This is a genomic window from Paenirhizobium cremeum (assembly GCF_022884085.1).
Classification (GTDB): Bacteria; Pseudomonadota; Alphaproteobacteria; order Rhizobiales; family Rhizobiaceae; genus Allorhizobium; species Allorhizobium cremeum.
In genome coordinates, this window is sequence record NZ_JAGGCS010000012.1 from 52,488 (window position 1) to 72,181 (window position 19,694).

Sequence of the window (19,694 nt, forward strand, 5' to 3'; positions counted from 1 at the left end):
AAATGTCCGCCGAAACCGTTTTCAGCAATGCCCTCATCGTCCTGGAAGACCAGATCGTCTCCGGCTCCGTCCTGATCCGCAACGGACATATCGCCGATATTTCGGAGGGATCGATCCGAATGGGCGAAGACTTCGGTGGCGACTATCTGATTGCCGGTCTCGTCGAACTCCACACCGACCATCTGGAATCGCACTATTCGCCCCGGCCGGGCGTGCGTTGGAACAAGACATCGGCGATCCAGGCGCATGATGCGCAGGTCGTCACCTCCGGCATCACCACCGTCTTCGACTGCCTTCGCATGGGGGCGGACGAGGATGGCGGCTTCGAACATGGCGAAATGCGCGAGATGGCCGACGCCATTCAGGCCGCCGAAAGGGAAGACCGGCTGCGCGCCACCCATCTCATCCACCTGCGCTGCGAGGTCGCCTCGGACAACGTGCTCGACCACTTCGCCGATTTCGAGGATGACCCGCATGTGCGGCTCGTCTCGCTGATGGACCATTCGCCGGGCCAGCGCCAGTTCCAGACGATGGAACAGTACACGCTTTACTACAAGACCAAGCGCGGGCTCTCCGACGAAGCCTTCGCCCGTTTCGTCGAGAACCGGCTGGCGCTTTCGACCAAGTATTCAAGGCCTCATCGCGATGCCTTGGCCAGGATCTGCGCCGAACGGGGCATTACCGTCGCAAGCCATGACGACGCCACGCTCGCGCATGTGGAGGAAGCCAAAGGCCACGGGGTGAAGCTCGCCGAATTCCCGACCAGCTTCGATGCCGCCGAGGCCTCGCACAAGGCGGGCTTGAGCGTTCTGATGGGGGCGCCGAATATCGTGCGCGGCAAATCGCATTCCGGCAATATCGCGGCACGCGACCTCGCCGCCCGCGGCGTGCTCGATGTGCTGTCGTCGGACTACGTGCCGCTCAGCCTGCTGCATGCGCCTTTCGTGCTGGCCGACGATTTCGAAGACATCTCGCTGCCGCAGGCGATCGCCATGGTAACGTCGACACCCGCACGCACCGTGGGTCTTGACGACCGAGGCCGGATCGCGCCCGGCCTGCGCGCCGATCTGGTTCGGGTACGTCGCCAGAAGGATGTGCCCGTGGTGCGCTCGGTCTGGCGCGAGGGAAACAGGGTCGCCTGATGGACGGACGCACCGCAGAGCTTCACCCCAATGCAGCCACCGGCACCATGGTTGTCGTGGTGGGGCCTAGCGGCGCCGGCAAGGACAGCCTCATCCAGATCGCCATGGAGCATTTCGCCGGTCGCGCGGACGTGCATTTCGTTCAGCGGGTGATTACCCGGCCGGCGGACGCCGGTGGCGAGGCACACAAGGATGTGTCGGCCGACGAGTTCGACACCCTCAGGGAAAAGGGCGCCTTCGCGGTGGACTGGGATGCCCATGGCCTGAGTTACGGCATTCCGGCGGCCGTCCACGAGAAGCTGGCGCTCGGCCATCTGGTTGTCGCCAACGGCTCGCGCTCGGTACTCGACCGTTTCGCGCTGGCGTTCTCGCCGCTGCTCGTCATCAATGTCACCGCCCGGCCCGACGTGCTGGCGCAACGGCTGGAACAGCGCGGCCGGGAGACCCGCGAGGATATCCTTGCCCGGCTCAGCCGGGGATCGCTGGAGATCCCGCCGAACTTCGATTGCGTGACGATCGACAACAGCGGTGATCTGGCCGATGCCGGACGGCAACTGCTCGAAACCCTCGAGGGAGTGTTGAAGCGCAGCGCCGAATCCTGAATACACCCGGTTGCCGAACTACCGTACGGCCGACCGCCGGCTAGTGGGCCTCATCCCAGTTCATCGCGGCGCGGGCATCGACCTTGAGCGGTACACGCATCGCAACCGCCGGCATGGCGGCATGTTCCATGGTCTGGACGATGATCGGCATTGCGGCCTCGACCGCTTCGTCCTCCACCTCGAAGATGAGTTCGTCATGCACCTGCAGCAGCATGCGGACCTTTTCGTTGAGCCCTGCCTCCGCCAGCACCGGCTCGATCTTAATCATCGCCCGGCGGATGATATCCGCGGCCGAGCCCTGGATCGGAGCGTTGATCGCCGCTCGTTCGTTGAAGGCCCGCATGGACGGGTTGGACGACTTGATCTCGGGATAATGGGCACGGCGGCCGAAGATCGTCTCGACATAGCCGTTTTCGCGGGCAAACGCCTTGGTGCTTTCCATGTAATCCCGGATGCCGGGGAAGCGTTCGAAATACTTCTTGATGTAGTCGCCGGCTTCCGACCGCTCGATGCCGAGCTGATTGGCGAGACCGAAGGCGGAGATGCCGTAGATGATGCCGAAGTTGATCGCCTTGGCGCGACGACGGACCTCGGACGGCATGCCCTCGACCGGCACGCCGAACATTTCGGAAGCCGTCATTGCGTGAATGTCGATGCCATCCGCAAACGCCTGACGCAGTTGCGGGATCTCCGCGACATGGGCGAGCACGCGAAGCTCGATCTGGCTGTAATCGGCCGAAAGGAGCTTGTGTCCCTGCGAGGCAATGAAGGCGGTTCTGATCTTGCGGCCCTCGGCCGTGCGGACCGGAATGTTCTGCAGATTAGGCTCGGAGGAAGAAAGACGGCCGGTGGTCGTCGCCGCCAGCGAATAGCTGGTGTGAACGCGCTTCGTTTCCGGATGGACGTAACCGGGGAGCGCATCCGTGTAGGTGGATTTCAGCTTGGTGAGTTGGCGCCAGTCGACGATCTTGCGCGGCAGCGGCGCACCTTCGGCGGCGAGATCCTCGAGCACCTGAGCCGAGGTGGACCACTGGCCGGTCTTGGTCTTGGAGCCGCCCGGCAGGCCCATCTTGCCGAACAGGATGTCGCCGAGCTGCTTGGGCGAGCCGATGTTGAAACGTTCACCGGCGAGTTCGTAGATCTCGTCTTCGAAAGCGGCCGCCTTCTGGGCGAGTTCGCCCGAGAGACGCGACAGGATCTGCCGGTCGATCGCGATGCCGCGTTCCTCCATGCCAGCGAGAACCGGCACCAGCGGCCGCTCCAACCGCTCGTAGATGCGCGTCAGCTTTTCTGCGACGAGACGTGGTTTCAGTACCATCCAGAGCCGAAGCGTGACATCGGCATCCTCAGCCGCGTAGGCCGTCGCCTTGTCGATCGCCACGCGATCGAAGGTCACCGATGACTTGCCGCTGCCGGCAACGTCCTTGTAGGCAATCGGCGTGTGGCCGAGCCAACGTTCCGAAAGCCCATCCATCCCGTGGTTCGACTTGCCGGCGTCGAGCACGTAGGAAATGAGCATGGTGTCGTCGAAACCTTCGATCACGATGCCGTAGCGCTTCATCAGCAGGTAATCGTATTTGAGGTTCTGCGCGACCTTGAGAATGGAGGGATCCTCCAGCAGCCTTTTCAGGGCGGCAAGCGCGTCCGGCATCGGGATCTGGCCTCCGGCAAGCTTCAGCCCGTCGCTGAACAGATCCTCCCCGCCGGTCCGGTGGCCGAGAGGCACGTAAGCCGCGCGGATATCGGTCGAACCGGGAGTACGGGTGTTATCGGCGATCGCCAGCGAGAAGCCGACGAATTCAGCCTGCATCGGGTCGAGCGACGTGGTTTCCGTGTCGAAGGCGACAAGGCCGGTTTCGCCGGCGGCGGCAATCCAGCGCTCCAGCGTCGCCAGATCGCGGATCGTTTCATAGGCGGAGTGGTCGATCTTCTGTGCGGCAAAGGCAGCGGCACGAGCGGCGGCAAGATCGGCGGGGGTCGGATCTCCCGCAGAGGCGGCAACAGTCGTCGGAGTCGCTGCGGAAGACGATGCGACGGCACCGGCTTCGCCTGACACCGCTGGTTCCCGCTTATCGACGTCCGGACCATGAGCAGTCTCGCCCCGCTCGACCTTCACAACCGCGGCCTCGATCGCGCCGGCATCGCAGTCGCAGGCTTCGGCGACGCGGCGGGTAAGCGTGGTGAATTCCATCGCCTTCAGGAAGCCGATCAGCTTCGGCCCGTCCTGCTTTTCGAGCACCAGCGCATCGAGCGGCAGTTCGAGCGGCACGTCGGTCTTCAGCGTCACCAGTTGACGCGAAAGGCGAGCACGGTCGGCATTGGCGACGATATTCTCACGGCGCTTGACCTGCTTGATTTCCTCAGCGCGGGCGAGAAGCGTATCCAGATCGCCGAATTCCTCCAGCAATTGCGCCGCCGTCTTCGGGCCGATGCCCGGAATGCCCGGCACGTTGTCGGTCGAATCGCCGGTCAGCGCCTGCAGGTCGATCATCTTTTCCGGCGGCACGCCCCATTTCTCAATGACATCGGGGATGCCGATCTGTTTGTCCTTCATGCTGTCGTACATGTGGACGTTCGGCGTAACGAGTTGCATCAGGTCCTTGTCGGAGGAAACGATGGTGACGTCGGCACCGATCGCCTCGGCCGCGCGGGCATAAGTTGCGATGATGTCGTCGGCCTCGAAACCTTCGGTCTCGATGCAGGGCAGGTTGAAGGCGCGGGTCGCCTCGCGGATAAGGCCGAACTGGGGGACCAGTTCTTCCGGCGGAGCCTGGCGGTTCGCCTTGTATTCCGGGTAGAGCTCCTTGCGGAACGTCTTCGATGAATAGTCGAAAATGACCGCCAGATGGGTTGGCGTCACACCAACGCTTGTATCGCGCGCATCGGTCAGAAGCTTCCACAGCATGTTGCAGAAACCCGAGACAGCGCCGACCGGCAGACCATCCGACTTGCGGGTCAGCGGCGGCAAAGCGTGGAACGCCCGGAAGATGAAACCCGAGCCGTCGATGAGGAAGAGATGATCGCCTTTTTTCATGGCGCATGGATAGCGCGGGGCGGCCAGTGCGTCCATACAAAGTTCTGTAACGCCGGCAGGCGGCAAACACGGAAACGTTACGAAATTGTAATCACGTCTTCCCTTGAAAAACCACAATCGGCCTCTCATTTCATAGTCACCGGCGCCTGATCACGCCGCAGTCTGAAAGAGGCCCGTCCCCCGCCGCTTCAGACTTGGACAAAGGCCTTATCCCCCCTCTCCGGGCCTTTGTCCCTCTTTTGAAGAAGCCGCCGTGGCATCCGCCTCCAGCCACGGCGGCCTCTTCGTTTTAGCCCCTTTTCGAACGCCCCTGCATCACCCGAAAAACATCGGCCGAACGCATAGATCGCCTGCGATTTATCTTGAGGGGACGGCAAAACGCGCCTATCGATTCGTTATGGCTTTCGATCGTTCAGATTCTGCCACCTACCTCACCGCTCAGCTTGCCCGCGGTTTCGCCCGCGCCCTGCAGAGCCGGGCGACGAAGCTCGGTTTTTCCGCCGGCCAGTTCCCCATTCTTCTCGAACTCTGGAACGAGGAAGGTCTCACCCAGAGGCAGCTCCTCGATCGGGTCGACGTCGAACAGGCGACGATGGCCAACACGCTCGCCAGGATGGAGCGGGACGGCCTGATCGAGCGCAGGCCGCATCCGCAGGACAGACGGGCCCAACTGATCTTCCTGACGGACAAGGCGCGTGGTCTCAGGAAGGAAGCGCTTGATGCGGCAAGCGAAGCGGACGAAGCACTTTTTGTGGGCTTCCGCCGGTTCGAAAAGGAACTGATGCTGGAATATATCCGCTGGGCCATCGACAACGCCCGCAAGCTCGAACCTTAAAATATCCGTTTCCGCGGGGTCGAAACCGGCGCGCCTTTGATCTATCGTCCCGCCGATTTGAACCGCGCAGGATCTATGCCATGACCGATATTTCAGCCGTTCTCGCCAGCGCCGACAAGGCACTTCCGCAGAGCCTGGACCGCCTTTTCGATCTCGTGAAAATTCGTTCGATCTCCACCGACCCCGCCTACAAGGCCGAATGCCGCAAGGCTGCGGAATGGCTGGTGGCGGATCTCGTTTCGATCGGCTTTACGGCCTCGGTGCGCGACACGCCCGGCCATCCGATGGTGGTCGCCCACCATCCCGCCGCAAGCGCCGGTGCGCCGCATGCCCTGTTCTACGGTCATTACGACGTACAGCCGGTCGATCCACTGAACCTCTGGGAGAACGATCCCTTCGCCCCGGCGATCAAGGAGATCGAGCCCGGCCGCAAGGTCATTACCGGCCGCGGCACCGCCGACGACAAGGGCCAGCTCATGACCTTCGTCGAGGCATGCCGCGCCTACAAGGACGTGCATGGCAGCCTGCCCATCAACATCACCATCCTGTTCGAGGGTGAAGAAGAATCGGGTTCTCCATCGCTCAAACCCTTCCTCACCGCAAACGAGAAGGAATTGAAGGCCGATTTCGCCCTCGTTTGTGACACCGGCATGTGGGACCGGGAAACGCCGGCGATCGCGGCCGCCCTGCGCGGGCTCGTTGGCGAGGAAATCGTCATCAAGGCCGCCGACCGCGACCTGCATTCCGGTCTCTTCGGTGGCGCTGCGGCAAACCCGATCCATATTCTGGTCGACATTCTCGCGGGCCTGCATGACGAGACCGGTCGCATCACGCTTCCCGGTTTCTATGAAGGCGTCGAGGAGACGCCGGCTAACATCAAGGCCTCCTGGGAGACGCTCGGCCGGACGGCGGAGAGCTTTCTCGGCGAGGTCGGCCTCTCAGTTCCCTCTGGAGAAAAGGGCCGCTCCGTGCTCGAACTCACTTGGGCGCGGCCGACCGCGGAGGTCAACGGGATTACCGGCGGCTATACCGGCGAGGGTTTCAAGACCGTCATTGCGGCACAGGCCTCCGCGAAGGTTTCCTTCCGCCTCGTCGGCGACCAAGACCCGGCGAAGATCCGCGAGAGCTTTCATGCCTATGTGCGCTCGAAGCTTCCGGCGGACTGCTCGGTCGAGTTCCACCCGCATGGCGGCTCCCCCGCCATCCAGCTCTCCTACGACTCGCCGGTGCTGACCAAGGCGAAGAATGCACTTTCCGAGGAATGGCCGAAACCCGCCGTCGTCATCGGCATGGGCGGCTCGATCCCGATCGTCGGTGACTTCCAGAAGATGCTGGGCATGGATTCGTTGCTGGTCGGCTTCGGACTGACCGACGACCGCATCCATTCGCCAAACGAGAAGTACGAACTGCAGTCCTTCCACAAAGGCATCCGCTCATGGATCCGCATTCTGGATGCTCTCGCCGCAGGCTGAGGCAAGAGAGGGACCCGCGCGCCGTCTTTCGGCGCGCGGATGAGCCAAAAAACAAAAAGGCCGGGCAAGCCCGACCTTTCGTCTCCCGTTTCAACGCCCCTGCCAGTACATCCGTGGTCAGGGGCGGAAACGGGTAATGCGCATTTCCAAGTGTGCGATCACGGCCTGTGGCCATTCACATCACCCTTCGACAAAGAGGATCGCGCGAAGTGATTAACAGCAGCTTAACGCCGCCGATCCCTTTGCCCCGAAATGTTGCGGCAGCCATTTGAAGGCGCCACTGCACTGGTTGGCCCCTATATGGGGGCCTTTCCTGTGTCTTCAAGTCCGACAGCGCAGCCCTCTGGCCAGGAAGCCGTTCCCCCGGCCGATCCCGACAGCATTTGCCCTTGCCCGGCTTGCGCCGATCCGTTTAGATGATGCCATGAGCCTCGAATCCGTTCGCACCTTCTTTTCCGAAAATGCCCCCGACATCTCCGTCATCGTCACGGAAGCGAGTTCCGCTACGGTCGCGCTTGCAGCCGAGGCCCATGGCGTCGAGCCCGACCAGATCGCCAAGACGATCTGCCTAAGGATCGGCGAAGAGGTCGTGCTTGTCGTTGCAGCCGGCACGAAGCGTCTCGACAACCGCAAATTCAAGGATCGCTTCGGGGTCAAGCCACGCATGCTCGGCGCCGAGGAAGTGGTCGAGGCGACAAGCCATCCGGTTGGCGGCGTCTGCCCTTTCGGCCTGCCGTCCGACCTCAAGATCTACTGCGATATCTCGCTCAAGCCCTTCGATGAAGTCGTGCCCGCAGCCGGCGCCACCAATTCGGCGGTGCGGATCGCGCCCGGACGGCTGGCGGAACTGACGGATGCGGAGTGGGCCGACCTCTGCCAGTAACGGGCGACGCAGCAGTTGCATTCCGGGTGTGGATACAGGCGTTTACCGCATCTTAACCCCCCTTTAAATCGCCTCAATTAATGTTCAGTGCTTCAGTCGCATCTTCCGCTTGTCATGCGGCTGTCATTCACCGCGCGGAACGGGCTCGGCAAGATCGAGCATCGGGGGCGCAAAAGGTTCTGGAGCAAGATCGCCGCCGATGGCAAGCAAAGGCAAATCCCGCGAACGTGTCGAACCCAGCTTCGGAGGAAGCGACGAGGACGAGAGCGAGATTCGCATCGACGCTGGCGACCGGATCGGTGCAAGAGGCGGCAAGCGCACAAAGGCTCCCGCGAGCAGGGCCGAAGCATCGCCGCGCGAACCCCGGGGCAGACGCAAGGAAAAACAGCGTTCGAGCGGTGGCGGACTGACCGGATTCATCAGCCGGATGGTTTACTGGTGCATCGTGCTCGGTATCTGGGGCGCGATCGGGGTCGCCGGCATCGTGTTCTACTACGGCGCACGCATGCCGAGCGCGAGTTCCTGGTCGATCCCCGAGCGTCCGCCGAACATCAAGATCGTCTCCGTCGAGGGCACGGTGATTGCCAATCGCGGCGCGACCGGGGGCGAGGCGTTGGCGCTCGAGGACATGTCGCCCTTCATACCGCAGGCCGTCATCGCCATCGAGGACCGGCGTTTCTATTCCCATTACGGCATCGATCCACTCGGCCTTGCGCGCGCCATCGCCACCAATCTCGTTTCGGGCCGCATGGTGCAGGGCGGTTCGACACTGACCCAGCAGCTCGCCAAGAACATGTTCCTTTCGCCTGAAAGAACGCTGGAACGCAAGGTGCAGGAGGTTCTGCTGTCCTTCTGGCTCGAGCATAAGTTTACCAAGGACCAGATCCTCGCAATGTATCTGAACCGGGTCTATTTCGGTTCAAACGCCTATGGCGTGGAGGCGGCCTCGCGGCGCTATTTCAACAAGTCGGCGCGCGACGTTAACCTCGGCGAAGCGGCGCTGCTTGCCGGTCTGCTCAAGGCCCCTTCCCGCCTTTCGCCCGCCCGCGATCCGGCGGCCGCGGAAGCCCGCGCCCAGCTGGTGCTCGGCGCCATGCGCGAAGAGGGGTTCATCACCGACGACGAAGTGAAGACGGCGATGACGCAGTCGCCCACCCAGGCGAAGCGCTACTGGAGCGGCGCCGGGCAATATGTCGCCGACATGGTTGTCGACGAGGTCAAGTCGCTTGTCGGAGAAGTCAAGGAAGACCTCCTGGTCGAGACCACCATCGACATGACGCTCGAGAAGAAAGCCGAAGCGGCGATTTCCGAGACCATCGACGCTGAGGGAAAGAAACTGAACGTCTCCCAGGCCGCCCTCGTCTCGATTGACGGCACCGGCGCCATCCGGGCCCTTGTCGGCGGCAAGGACTATGCCGAAAGCCAGTTCAACCGGGCCGTCAAGGCCAAGCGCCAGCCGGGCTCGGCCTTCAAGCCCTTCGTCTATGCGGCCGCCATGGAGATGGGCCTGAGACCCGATTCGGTGCGAAACGATGCGCCGATCCGAATCGGCAACTGGACCCCGGAAAACTACGATGAAAAATATCGCGGGCCGGTGACGCTTGCCGGCGCGCTTGCCGAATCGCTCAATACCATCGCCGCGCAGCTGGTTATGGAGGTCGGTCCCGATCATGTCATCAAGCTCGCCCATCGCCTCGGCATCGAATCGGAGCTGCAATCCAACGCCTCGATCGCGCTCGGGACGTCGGAGGTATCGCTTCTGGAGCTGACGGCCGCCTATGCGCCGTTCATGAATGGCGGCTACAAGGCCACGCCGCATATCGTCCGCCGCATATCGACGCCCGACGGAAAGGTGGTTTACGAAAACGATTATGCCGATCCCCCCCGCGTCCTGAGCGAGGGGGTGGTGTCGGTGATGAACCGGATGATGAAGGGCGTGATCGACAACGGCACAGGCCGGAAGGCCAGGATCAAGGGCTGGGAGGCGGCAGGCAAGACAGGGACCACCCAGTCTTTCCGTGACGCGTTGTTCGTCGGCTATACCAGCAATCTCACCACAGGCGTCTGGTTCGGCAATGACGACGGCACCTCGATGAAGAAGGTGACTGGCGGCGGCCTGCCGGCGCAGGCGTGGCACGACTTCATGACGACGGCCCATACCGGGCTGACGCCGGCCCCGCTCAACGGCGGCACCTATGTCGAACCCACCATCGAACAGGAGCCGCAAACGACCATCGGCACGATCATTTCCGACGTCTTTTCCGGCGGCGGTGAGGAACGCTATCCGGCCCAGCCGCAACCGCAGCAGCAGCCGGCGGGAGACGTCGGGCTTGCGGCACCTTTGCCACCCGGCGAGATGGCGCCGTTTCCGCCGGAAGACATTCCGCAGGGGGCCCCGGATGGCGCGATCCTGGAAGGTCCCGTGCCGCCCGGAGAGGTGGGCGGGCCCGTGCCCGCAGGCCGGCGCCGCACAACGCTTCTCGACATCATCATGGGGCAGTGACATGGAGAGCGGCGGCCGGTCTTGCATTCCGGTGCGCTCATCGCCATCTGCCGAAAGGCATGCCCGGCGCAAGGCTCGGATGCTATCCCTGCGATAACGAACCGGCCTTCGTCTGGCTGCAAACGGCGGATCGCATGCTCTGCCAATCTGTTCTTTTTACTGGATTACAGCGGAATTCCAGCCTTGCAGTCAGAAAAACCGCTTCTTATATACGCGACATAACCGCAGCGAGGACTGCGATATCCCAGACCATCCACGTCGAGGGGCTGTCAACGGAATGCCTTTTCGGGGTTCCGATAGCCTGCTTCAAGGAGAGAATGACATGGCAAAAGTAATCGGTATCGACCTTGGAACGACCAATTCCTGCGTCGCCGTCATGGACGGCAAGGATGCAAAGGTTATTGAAAACTCCGAAGGCGCACGCACCACGCCCTCCATGGTGGCATTCACGGACGACGGCGAACGCCTCGTCGGCCAGCCGGCCAAGCGCCAGGCGGTCACCAACCCCACCAACACGCTGTTCGCCGTCAAGCGCCTCATCGGCCGTCGCTATGACGACCCGACCGTCGAAAAGGACAAGGGCCTCGTGCCGTTCCATATCGTCAAGGGCGACAATGGCGACGCTTGGGTAGAAGCCCAGGGCAAAGGTTATTCCCCGGCACAGATCTCCGCGATGATCCTTCAGAAGATGAAGGAAACCGCCGAATCCTATCTCGGGGAAAAGGTCGAGAAGGCCGTCATCACGGTTCCCGCCTACTTCAACGACGCCCAGCGTCAGGCCACCAAGGACGCCGGCCGTATCGCCGGTCTCGAAGTCCTGCGTATCATCAACGAGCCGACGGCTGCCGCGCTCGCCTACGGTCTCGACAAGAAGGACGGCAAGACGATCGCCGTCTACGACCTTGGCGGCGGTACCTTCGATATCTCGATCCTGGAAATCGGCGACGGCGTCTTCGAAGTGAAGTCGACCAATGGCGATACCTTCCTCGGCGGTGAAGACTTCGACATGCGTCTTGTCGAATACCTGGTTGCCGAGTTCAAAAAGGACAACGGCATCGACCTGAAGAATGACAAGCTCGCCCTGCAGCGCCTCAAGGAAGCTGCGGAAAAGGCCAAGATCGAACTGTCGTCCTCGCAGCAGACCGAAATCAACCTGCCCTTCATCACGGCGGACGCCACCGGTCCCAAGCACCTGACGCTCAAGCTGACCCGCGCCAAGCTGGAAAGCCTCGTCGACGATCTCGTCCAGCGCACCATCGCGCCCTGCAAGGCAGCGCTGAAGGACGCCGGCGTCACGGCTTCGGAAATCGACGAAGTGGTCCTCGTCGGCGGCATGAGCCGCATGCCGAAGGTCCAGGAAGTGGTCAAGCAGTTGTTCGGCAAGGAACCGCACAAGGGCGTTAACCCGGATGAGGTCGTCGCTCTCGGCGCGGCCATCCAGGCAGGCGTTCTGCAGGGCGATGTCAAGGATGTGCTGCTGCTCGATGTGACCCCATTGTCGCTCGGCATCGAAACGCTCGGCGGCGTCTTCACCCGTCTGATCGATCGCAACACGACGATCCCGACGAAGAAGAGCCAGGTCTTCTCGACCGCCGAAGACAACCAGAACGCCGTGACCATCCGCGTCAGCCAGGGTGAGCGCGAAATGGCAGCAGACAACAAGCTGCTCGGCCAGTTCGACCTCGTCGGCCTGCCGCCGGCCCCGCGTGGCGTACCGCAGATCGAAGTGACCTTCGATATCGACGCCAACGGCATCGTGCAGGTTTCTGCCAAGGACAAGGGCACCGGCAAGGAACAGCAGATCCGCATCCAGGCCTCCGGCGGTCTCTCCGACGCCGACATCGAAAAGATGGTCAAGGATGCTGAATCGCACGCTGCCGAGGATAAGAAGCGCCGTGCAGCCGTCGAAGCCAAGAACCATGCCGAGAGCCTGATCCACTCCACGGAGAAGTCGCTCAAGGAATATGGCGACAAGGTTTCGGAAACCGACCGCAAGGCTATCGAGGACGCTATTGCCACCCTGAAGACTGCGATCGAGGCTTCTGAACCGGATGCCGACGACATCCAGGCCAAGACCCAGACCCTCATGGAAGTCTCCATGAAGCTCGGTCAGGCCATCTATGAGGCGCAGCAGGCGGAAGGCGCCGGCGATGCCGAAGGTGGCAAGGATGACGACGTGGTCGATGCCGACTACGAGGAAGTCAAGGACGAAGACGCGAAGAAGTCGGCCTGATGCAGCAGCCGAAGCGACGTTTCACCGTCATGGGGCTGGCCTTCGGGCCAGCCGCATTTTCATTGGCCCTTTGCGTGGCCTCAGCTTCCGCTCAGGAAGCAAGCCAGTTGGAAGGGGTTTATCGCAAGGTGAGCGCCGCCGAGGCAGCTATTGCAAAGTCGATCGGCGCGGGCGACAGTCGACAGTTATCCAGAACCGGCAGTGAGCTTGGCCGGGTTATCGAGGCGGCGCTGAAGCGTCGCGACGAGGGCCAGGCCGTTTCCGCTTGCGACATGGCCGCTCATTCTCTGGCCTATGTCGCCGTATCGGCGGCCGATGGACTGGCGAATAAGGGCGAGGCCCGCAAGGTGCTGATCGAGGATGCGCGAGCCGCCGCGTCCGACTTCCAGAAGGACATGGCAGCCTGCGAAAAGCAGGCAGGTAAGAAGACTGGCAGCCACACGAGTGTGGAGAAGGCTTTGAGAGCTTTGTAGGACCATGGCAAAAGCAGATTTCTACGAAACCCTCGGGGTAAGCCGGACAGCGGACGAGAAGGAGCTGAAGAGCGCCTTCCGCAAGCTGGCGATGAAATATCATCCGGACAAGAATCCCGACGACAGCGAAGCAGAGAAGAAATTCAAAGAAATCAACGAAGCCTACGAGACCCTGAAAGACCCACAGAAGCGTGCGGCCTATGACCGGTTCGGTCATGCCGCCTTCGAGCAGGGCGGCATGGGCGGTGGCTTCAATCCGGGTGGCGGCTTCTCCGGCGGCGGCTTCTCCGACATCTTCGAGGACATTTTCGGCGAGATGATGGGTGGCGGCCGCGGCGGACGGGCGCGCTCCAGCGGCGGACGCGAACGCGGCGCCGACCTGCGCTACAATATGGAGATTTCGCTTGAGGAAGCCTTTACCGGCAAGACAGCACAGATTCGCGTACCGACGTCGATCACCTGCGACGTTTGCACGGGAACGGGCGCCAAGCCCGGCACCAAGCCGACAACCTGCGCCACCTGTCAGGGCTCGGGCCGCATCCGCGCCGCCCAGGGCTTCTTTTCGATCGAGCGCACCTGCCCCACCTGCCATGGGCGCGGCCAGACTATCTCTGATCCCTGCACCAAGTGCAACGGCCAGGGCCGCGTGACCGAGGAACGGTCGCTTTCGGTCAACATTCCGGCCGGCATCGAGGATGGGACACGCATTCGTCTGCAAGGCGAGGGCGAGGCCGGTCTCAGGGGCGGTCCGGCGGGCGATCTTTATATCTTCCTGTCGGTGAAACCGCACGAGTTCTTCCAGCGGGACGGCGCCGATCTCTATTGCTCCGTACCGATTTCGATGACGACGGCCGCGCTCGGCGGCACGTTCGATGTGGTGACGCTCGACGGCTCCAAGTCGCGCGTCAGCGTTCCGGAAGGCACGCAGGCCGGTAAACAGTTCCGCCTCAAGGGCAAGGGCATGCCCGTGCTGCGTTCGTCGCAGACCGGGGATCTCTATATCCAGATCCAGATCGAGACGCCGCAGAAACTTTCGAAGCGTCAGCGCGAACTCCTTCAGGAATTCGAGCAGCTTTCGTCGAAGGAGAACAATCCGGAATCGACAGGCTTCTTCGCACGGATGAAGGATTTCTTCGACACGCTCAGCGACTGAGCGAAGCTCCCGTCTTGCACGAAGGGCCGGCTCCCCTGGGGTCGGCCTTTCTGTTTGTTCCGTTTCACACCGCTTTCGTGCGCGGCAGGCGCATGATGAACCAGCCGAAACGACGCTGTATCAACGGTGCGATGCCGTAGATGATCGAGAACACCATGATGGGCGCCAACAGCGCCGTCCGCTGCCACAACGCCCAGCCTTCGGTCAGCGGCGTGAGAATGTGGAGAATGCCCGTCACAAAGGGGTAGATCGCAAGAAGCATGAGAAAGGCGAGCCGCAGCTTCGACGGCTTCGGGATGGCAGTGGGATCGGGCACTCGATAACCTCCATAAGAACGGCACGTTTCGTTCTATATAGGAACGAGCCGTTTCGTTCAATACCGGTTCATGTTATCCCTTGCAAAAATCCGGGAGGAAATCATGGAAACTTCATCGCCCGCTCCGTCCCGCCGGACGTCGATCGGCTCCCAACGCAACCCCGACAGCGAGGAGGCGATCCTCTCGGCCGCGGAGGCCATCCTGAGGGAAGCGGGACTGGCGGCCTTCTCGATCGAAGCCGTCGCGCGCCGCGCCAAGGCCGGCAAACCGACGATCTATCGCTGGTGGCCATCGAAGGCTGCCTTGCTGCTCGACGTCTATCATCGGCAGAAACACCACGGCCATATGCCGGACACCGGCGATGTGCGGAGCGATCTCGCGCTGTTTATCACCAGCCTGCTCGCTTTCTGGCGTGACGATGGCGGCGCGATCTTTCGGTCAGTGATCGCGGAAGCCCAGAGCGACCCGGCCGCTCTCGAGGCGCTTCGCCGGTATCTGCTGGACAGATGGCGACAAAACGGTGCGATCATACAGCGGGCGCAGAAACGCGGCGAGGTCAGGCCGGAGATCGATCCCGATCTGACGATCGAGATCTTGAGCGGCTTTGCCTGGAGCAGGCTGCTGACCGGACGGCTCGATTGCAGCGAAGACGAGATCAGAGCCGTCATAGACGCCGTCGTCGGCGGGATTGCCGCGCGCTGACAATATTCAGTAATGCGGCGGCCGGGTGATCGCGGGCGCTTCGAGACTCTGCTCTTCAAGCGAGAGGAAGCGCTCGGTCAGCCGGTCGAGCTTGGCGCGGGTCTGTTCCACGACCTTCCATTGTTCGGCCAGTTGATCGGACAGTTCCTCAATGACACGGGACTGGTGCGCCACGGTTTCCTCAAGGCGCGTGATGCGGTCCTCCTGATCGACCATGAAAAACCCTCCGGTATTGGAGCGGCGACACGCCAGCTCCCCTAGTCTGGTCATGCCGGAGCGGACGGGCGGGGTCAATGGATCAAGCGCGAAGCAATTATCGCTGCTTCTTTTTCTTGTAGGGCATCAGCATGATGGCGGATGCAGTCACTGCGGCCGCGAAGGTCAGCCCAAGCGGCACGGCGATCATGAGCGTCGGCAGGATCGGATTGCGGGCGCGGCCAAGATGCGTGCCGAGGCCGCCGATATCGAGCCACATCAGTACGACCGCCACCGCGATCCCGAGCCCCGCACCGAAGAGAGCGTTGACCGCCAGGAACCGCAGCATTTCCCAGTGGTCGCGACGGGCTTCCTCCGGGGTCAGTTCATCTCGGTCGGTTGTCATCGATCATTGCCTTCATAAGATCAGGCGGAAAGGATACATCCGCGTACCCTTCGGGTCCATGCATCAAAATGGTCGAGCGGCTTCATGCGCGGCTGTCGAAAACCTTCCCCTCGCCTTGCCATTGTCGGGCTTTCATCCTAGCTCAGGGCGACACCCGATCCGGATCCCATGACGCACAAAGTTTTCATCCACCGCCTGAAGCTCACCGACTTCCGCAATTATGCGGGATTGTCGCTAACGCTCGATGCGCGCCATGTCGTGCTGACGGGAGAAAACGGAGCGGGAAAGACGAACCTGATGGAGGCGGTGTCCTTCCTGTCCCCCGGACGCGGCCTGAGGCGCGCCGTGCTGGCGGATGTCGTCCGCGTGGGCGCTGCAGGCGGCTTTTCCATCTTTTCCGAGATAGAGGGCATGGAGGGCGACGTCGAGATCGGGACCGGCACCGAAAGCGACGAGGAAACCGTGGTCCGCCGGCTGCGCATCAACGGTACGACGGCCAAGTCTGTCGACGAGTTGACCGATCACCTGCGGCTGCTCTGGCTCACGCCCTCAATGGATGGGCTGTTTACCGGCCCCTCCTCCGATCGCCGGCGCTTTCTCGACCGCCTGGTGCTGTCGCTCGATCCGGCACACGGCCGCCGCGCCAGCGATTTCGAACGTGCCATGCGCAGCCGCAACAAGCTTCTCGCCGAGGGACGTTTCGATCAGACCTGGCTTTCCGGCATCGAGCGCCAGATGGCGGGCCTCGGCGTCGCCATGACCATGGCTCGGCGCGAAATGATGGGACTGCTGCGCGGACTGCACGATCCGGGCGGCGGCTCGGGACGTTTTCCGACGGCGGAGCTCTCGCTCACGGGTTTTATGGACGACGAGGACATGGGGTCTCCCGCGATCGAGCTGGAGGACCGCTACGCCGAAATGCTGGAGGCCGGCCGTTACCGCGACGCCGCCGCGGGCCGCACGCTCGACGGGCCGCACCGGGCCGACCTACTGGTCCGGCATGTGGAAAAGGCCATGGACGCGGAGCGCTGCTCGACCGGCGAACAGAAGGCGCTGCTGGTCGGCCTGATCCTTGCCCATGCGCGGCTCGTCGCGACGATGACCGGCCATGCGCCGATCCTCCTGCTTGACGAGATCGCCGCCCATCTGGACGAAAACCGGCGGGCAGCCCTGTTCGACCGGATCGATGCGCTTGGCGGCCAGGCTTTCATGACCGGCACCGACCGGGCGATGTTTTCGGCACTCGGAGACCGTGCCCAGTTCATCACCATCCGCGACGGAACGGCGTTGCCGTGACGGACATGCCTTTTCGCAGCGGTGCCATCATGCGATAAAGCCGCCATGGACAAGCTGACGCCCGAGGAAATCTCCCGCTACCATCGCCACATCCTGCTGCCGGAAATCGGCGGGGCCGGACAGCAGAAGCTGAAGGCCGCGCGCGTGATGGTGATCGGCGCAGGCGGCCTCGGTGCGCCGGTGCTGCAATATCTCGCTGCCGCAGGCGTCGGAACCATCGGCATCGTCGACGACGACCGGGTGTCGCTCTCCAACCTGCAGCGGCAGGTGATCCATGACAGCGGCACGATCGGGGAGGAGAAAACGGAAAGCGCTGCCCGCGCCCTTCTCCGCCTCAATCCCAATGTCCGGGTGGAGCGCTTCGAGCAGCATTTCGAACCCGATTTCGCCGGCTCCTATCTCGGCCGCTTCGACCTGCTGATCGACGGTTCCGACAATTTCGAAACCCGCTATGCAGCGGCCGACGCTGCCGAAGCCCGCAAGATCCCGCTCGTCACGGGAGCAGTCGGGCGTTTTGACGGTTCGCTGACTGTGCTCAAACCCTATGAAGCGACGGCGGGCGGAGGCCTCAATCCACGCTACCGCGACCTCTTTCCCGAACCGCCGCCAGAGGGCCTCGTCCCCTCCTGTGCGGAGGCCGGCATCGTCGGAGCGCTGACCGGCGTCATCGGCACGCTGATGGCCATGGAGGCGATCAAGCTCATAACCGGTATCGGAGAGCCGCTCATCGGGCGCCTGCTGCTCTATGACGGGCTCTCGGCCCGGTTCGACACCATCCGCTACCGCCGGCGCAGGGCGACTTCGGGAACATGACGATCAAGCTCAACCGCCTCGATGACCGCTTCGAGCGATACGACGAACTTCTCGACCTGATCCTCAGGGCCTTCGCCTATATGGATGGCGCCATCGATCCGCCGTCATCGGCCCATCGCCTGACATCCGACCTGCTGCGCAGGAAGGCGCAAGAAGAAGTAGGCGTTGTGGCATCGCAGGACGATCGACTGGTCGCTTGCGCCTTCTTCAGGCCTGAACCTGGATCGCTCTATATCGGCAAGCTTGCGGTGCTGCCGGAGGTGCAGGGAAAGGGCGTCGGGCGGCGGTTGCTGGCGGAAGCCGAAACCGTGGCTGAAGCCCTCGGGCTTGTAGAACTCCGGCTGGAAACCCGTATCGAACTTTCCGGCAACCACCGTCGCTTTGCAGCCTGGGGCTTCCGCAAGACTGCAGAAAACAGCCATCCCGGCTACACGCGGATCACATCGATCGAAATGCGCAAGACGCTCGCCTGAGTGCCGCTAAAGCGTTTCGCGTTCCTCCGGATTCGCTGCGCGCTTTAAGTCCCTGTTTTATTGAATGTCATTGCCGCAGAACCGCTGCGCACGCCTGCGCGGCGGGCAATGTCAGGTGCGGCTGGGCAGGACGCGGTTCGGCGGACGGTGGCCGTCAAAATAGGTCCGGATGTTGATGATGACCTTGTCGCCCATGTCGATGCGGCCCTCGATTGTCGCCGAGCCGGTATGTGGTAGAAGCACGACCTTGCCCTCATTGGCGAGCTTGACCAGCTTCGGATTGACCGCCGGCTCATTCTCGAACACGTCAAGACCGGCGCCGGCGATCTTGCCCTGGCGCAGGCAGTTAATCAGCGCATCCTCGTCGATGATGTCGCCACGGGCGGTGTTGACGATGTAGCTCGTCGGCTGCATGAGCGCGAGCCGGCGCGCCGAAAGAAGGTGGAAGGTCGCGGGTGTCGAGGGGCAGTTGACCGAGACGATATCGACCCGAGCCAGCATCTGGTCGAGGCTGTCCCAATAGGTCGCCTCCAGTTCGTCTTCCGTGGCCGGATTAACGCGCTTGCGGTTATGGTAGTGGATCGACAGGCCGAACGCCTTGGCGCGACGCGCGACCGCCGTGCCGATACGGCCCATGCCGATAATGCCGATGCGCTTGCCCCAGATGCGGCGGCCGAGCATCCAGGTCGGTGACCAGCCGGCCCATTCGCCGGGCTTGTCAGTCAGGATACGGGCGCCCTCGACCAGCCGGCGCGGCACAGCCAGGATCAGCGCCATGGTCATGTCCGCGGTGTCCTCCGTCAACACGTTCGGCGTGTTGGTCACCGTGATGCCTTTGCGGGCGGCGGCATCCACGTCGATATGATCGAAGCCGTTGGAGAAGCTTGCGATCAGCTTCAACTGCGGGCCGGCCTGCTCGATCAGCGCCGCGTCGATACGGTCGGTTACAGTGGGGACAAGAACATCCGCGGTCTTCACCGCCGCAACGAGTTCCGGCTGGGTACGCGGCTTGTCGTCGACGTTGAGTTCGGCATCGAACAGTTCGCGCATGCGCGTTTCCACGGCGTCCGGCAGTTTCCGGGTTATGTAGACCTTGGGTCTTTTCCTGTTCGTCATGGGAACGTTCGATGCCTTGTTTAGAGGTCGTTAACCAAGCCGGGGC

Annotated in this window: 18 protein-coding genes; 13 read left to right on the forward strand and 5 right to left on the reverse strand. The window is 62.6% G+C overall.

The window, feature by feature from the left end:
* The first annotated feature begins 2 nt into the window (after nt 1-2).
* The gene (locus tag J5N58_RS19550; RefSeq protein WP_244712433.1) at nt 3-1,142 is read left to right on the forward strand and encodes an alpha-D-ribose 1-methylphosphonate 5-triphosphate diphosphatase; all 1,140 of its coding nucleotides are present in this window, start codon (nt 3-5) and stop codon (nt 1,140-1,142) included.
* Nucleotides 1,142-1,744: a phosphonate metabolism protein/1,5-bisphosphokinase (PRPP-forming) PhnN gene (gene phnN / locus J5N58_RS19555; RefSeq protein WP_244712442.1), complete on the forward strand. Its 603-nt coding sequence runs from the start codon at nt 1,142-1,144 to the stop codon at nt 1,742-1,744. The genes J5N58_RS19550 and phnN overlap by 1 nt, the downstream gene beginning before the upstream one ends.
* A gap of 40 nt (nt 1,745-1,784) precedes the next feature.
* On the opposite strand, the gene polA is transcribed toward phnN, so the two are convergent.
* Nucleotides 1,785-4,778, reverse strand: coding sequence for a DNA polymerase I (gene polA, locus J5N58_RS19560; protein WP_113444015.1), 2,994 nt, complete (start codon nt 4,776-4,778; stop codon nt 1,785-1,787).
* 397 nt (nt 4,779-5,175) lie between these two features.
* Here polA and J5N58_RS19565 point away from each other — a divergent pair, with 397 nt between their 5' ends.
* The 7 genes from J5N58_RS19565 to dnaJ all read left to right on the forward strand — a co-directional run bounded on the left by J5N58_RS19565 (nt 5,176) and on the right by dnaJ (nt 14,330).
* On the forward strand, nt 5,176-5,613 hold the full coding sequence (locus tag J5N58_RS19565) for a MarR family winged helix-turn-helix transcriptional regulator (protein WP_112829919.1): 438 nt from the start codon (nt 5,176-5,178) through the stop codon (nt 5,611-5,613).
* An 80-nt stretch (nt 5,614-5,693) separates the two neighbouring features.
* The gene (locus tag J5N58_RS19570) at nt 5,694-7,085 is read left to right on the forward strand and encodes a M20/M25/M40 family metallo-hydrolase (RefSeq protein ID WP_113443933.1); all 1,392 of its coding nucleotides are present in this window, start codon (nt 5,694-5,696) and stop codon (nt 7,083-7,085) included.
* A gap of 424 nt (nt 7,086-7,509) precedes the next feature.
* Nucleotides 7,510-7,968, forward strand: a complete 459-nt coding sequence (locus J5N58_RS19575; RefSeq protein ID WP_112829921.1) for a YbaK/EbsC family protein — start codon at nt 7,510-7,512, stop codon at nt 7,966-7,968.
* Nucleotides 7,969-8,167: 199 nt separating this feature from the next.
* Nucleotides 8,168-10,471, forward strand: a complete 2,304-nt coding sequence (locus J5N58_RS19580; protein WP_112829922.1) for a transglycosylase domain-containing protein — start codon at nt 8,168-8,170, stop codon at nt 10,469-10,471.
* 322 nt (nt 10,472-10,793) lie between these two features.
* Complete coding sequence (gene dnaK, locus J5N58_RS19585) at nt 10,794-12,704, forward strand: molecular chaperone DnaK (protein ID WP_112829923.1); 1,911 nt, start codon at nt 10,794-10,796, stop codon at nt 12,702-12,704.
* A complete protein-coding gene (locus J5N58_RS19590) occupies nt 12,704-13,177 on the forward strand; it encodes a hypothetical protein (RefSeq protein ID WP_113338560.1) in 474 nt (157 codons plus the stop codon). Before dnaK ends, J5N58_RS19590 begins: the two co-directional genes overlap by 1 nt.
* Nucleotides 13,178-13,181: 4 nt before the next feature.
* The gene (dnaJ, locus tag J5N58_RS19595) at nt 13,182-14,330 is read left to right on the forward strand and encodes a molecular chaperone DnaJ (RefSeq protein ID WP_112829925.1); all 1,149 of its coding nucleotides are present in this window, start codon (nt 13,182-13,184) and stop codon (nt 14,328-14,330) included.
* Nucleotides 14,331-14,394: 64 nt separating this feature from the next.
* Here dnaJ and J5N58_RS19600 read toward each other — a convergent pair whose 3' ends face one another.
* Entirely contained in the window at nt 14,395-14,646 is a 252-nt protein-coding gene (locus tag J5N58_RS19600) for a putative antibiotic biosynthesis monooxygenase (RefSeq protein ID WP_244712444.1), read from the reverse strand.
* A gap of 103 nt (nt 14,647-14,749) precedes the next feature.
* Between J5N58_RS19600 and J5N58_RS19605 the strand changes: the two genes are divergently transcribed.
* Entirely contained in the window at nt 14,750-15,349 is a 600-nt protein-coding gene (locus J5N58_RS19605; RefSeq protein WP_244712446.1) for a TetR/AcrR family transcriptional regulator, read from the forward strand.
* 6 nt (nt 15,350-15,355) lie between these two features.
* On the opposite strand, the gene J5N58_RS19610 is transcribed toward J5N58_RS19605, so the two are convergent.
* Both J5N58_RS19610 and J5N58_RS19615 read right to left on the reverse strand, forming a co-directional pair.
* The gene (locus J5N58_RS19610) at nt 15,356-15,565 is read right to left on the reverse strand and encodes a SlyX family protein (protein WP_112829927.1); all 210 of its coding nucleotides are present in this window, start codon (nt 15,563-15,565) and stop codon (nt 15,356-15,358) included.
* Between the two features lie 97 nt (nt 15,566-15,662).
* A complete protein-coding gene (locus J5N58_RS19615) occupies nt 15,663-15,950 on the reverse strand; it encodes a hypothetical protein (RefSeq protein WP_113338564.1) in 288 nt (95 codons plus the stop codon).
* 168 nt (nt 15,951-16,118) lie between these two features.
* Between J5N58_RS19615 and recF the strand changes: the two genes are divergently transcribed.
* The 3 genes from recF to J5N58_RS19630 are packed head-to-tail and all read left to right on the forward strand — an operon-like array spanning nt 16,119 to nt 18,532.
* Complete coding sequence (gene recF / locus J5N58_RS19620; RefSeq protein ID WP_112829929.1) at nt 16,119-17,246, forward strand: DNA replication/repair protein RecF; 1,128 nt, start codon at nt 16,119-16,121, stop codon at nt 17,244-17,246.
* A gap of 45 nt (nt 17,247-17,291) precedes the next feature.
* Nucleotides 17,292-18,059, forward strand: a complete 768-nt coding sequence (locus J5N58_RS19625; protein ID WP_112829930.1) for a molybdopterin-synthase adenylyltransferase MoeB — start codon at nt 17,292-17,294, stop codon at nt 18,057-18,059.
* A 2-nt stretch (nt 18,060-18,061) separates the two neighbouring features.
* Nucleotides 18,062-18,532, forward strand: a complete 471-nt coding sequence (locus tag J5N58_RS19630) for a GNAT family N-acetyltransferase (protein WP_414901836.1) — start codon at nt 18,062-18,064, stop codon at nt 18,530-18,532.
* Between the two features lie 111 nt (nt 18,533-18,643).
* Here the strand turns inward: J5N58_RS19630 and J5N58_RS19635 are convergent, their stop codons facing one another.
* Nucleotides 18,644-19,648, reverse strand: a complete 1,005-nt coding sequence (locus J5N58_RS19635) for a 2-hydroxyacid dehydrogenase (RefSeq protein WP_112829932.1) — start codon at nt 19,646-19,648, stop codon at nt 18,644-18,646.
* Between the last annotated feature and the right edge of the window lie 46 nt (nt 19,649-19,694).

Coding starts and splice junctions, on each gene's coding strand:
- phnN (WP_244712442.1), top strand. CDS start 1,142: ATGGACGGACGCACCGCAGAGCTTCACCCCAATGCAGCCACCGGCACC.
- J5N58_RS19610 (WP_112829927.1), bottom strand. CDS start 15,565: ATGGTCGATCAGGAGGACCGCATCACGCGCCTTGAGGAAACCGTGGCG.
- J5N58_RS19550 (WP_244712433.1), top strand. CDS start 3: ATGTCCGCCGAAACCGTTTTCAGCAATGCCCTCATCGTCCTGGAAGAC.
- J5N58_RS19575 (WP_112829921.1), top strand. CDS start 7,510: ATGAGCCTCGAATCCGTTCGCACCTTCTTTTCCGAAAATGCCCCCGAC.
- polA (WP_113444015.1), bottom strand. CDS start 4,778: ATGAAAAAAGGCGATCATCTCTTCCTCATCGACGGCTCGGGTTTCATC.
- dnaJ (WP_112829925.1), top strand. CDS start 13,182: ATGGCAAAAGCAGATTTCTACGAAACCCTCGGGGTAAGCCGGACAGCG.
- J5N58_RS19615 (WP_113338564.1), bottom strand. CDS start 15,950: ATGACAACCGACCGAGATGAACTGACCCCGGAGGAAGCCCGTCGCGAC.
- recF (WP_112829929.1), top strand. CDS start 16,119: ATGACGCACAAAGTTTTCATCCACCGCCTGAAGCTCACCGACTTCCGC.
- J5N58_RS19605 (WP_244712446.1), top strand. CDS start 14,750: ATGGAAACTTCATCGCCCGCTCCGTCCCGCCGGACGTCGATCGGCTCC.
- J5N58_RS19580 (WP_112829922.1), top strand. CDS start 8,168: ATGGCAAGCAAAGGCAAATCCCGCGAACGTGTCGAACCCAGCTTCGGA.
- dnaK (WP_112829923.1), top strand. CDS start 10,794: ATGGCAAAAGTAATCGGTATCGACCTTGGAACGACCAATTCCTGCGTC.
- J5N58_RS19565 (WP_112829919.1), top strand. CDS start 5,176: ATGGCTTTCGATCGTTCAGATTCTGCCACCTACCTCACCGCTCAGCTT.
- J5N58_RS19635 (WP_112829932.1), bottom strand. CDS start 19,648: ATGACGAACAGGAAAAGACCCAAGGTCTACATAACCCGGAAACTGCCG.
- J5N58_RS19570 (WP_113443933.1), top strand. CDS start 5,694: ATGACCGATATTTCAGCCGTTCTCGCCAGCGCCGACAAGGCACTTCCG.
- J5N58_RS19625 (WP_112829930.1), top strand. CDS start 17,292: ATGGACAAGCTGACGCCCGAGGAAATCTCCCGCTACCATCGCCACATC.
- J5N58_RS19590 (WP_113338560.1), top strand. CDS start 12,704: ATGCAGCAGCCGAAGCGACGTTTCACCGTCATGGGGCTGGCCTTCGGG.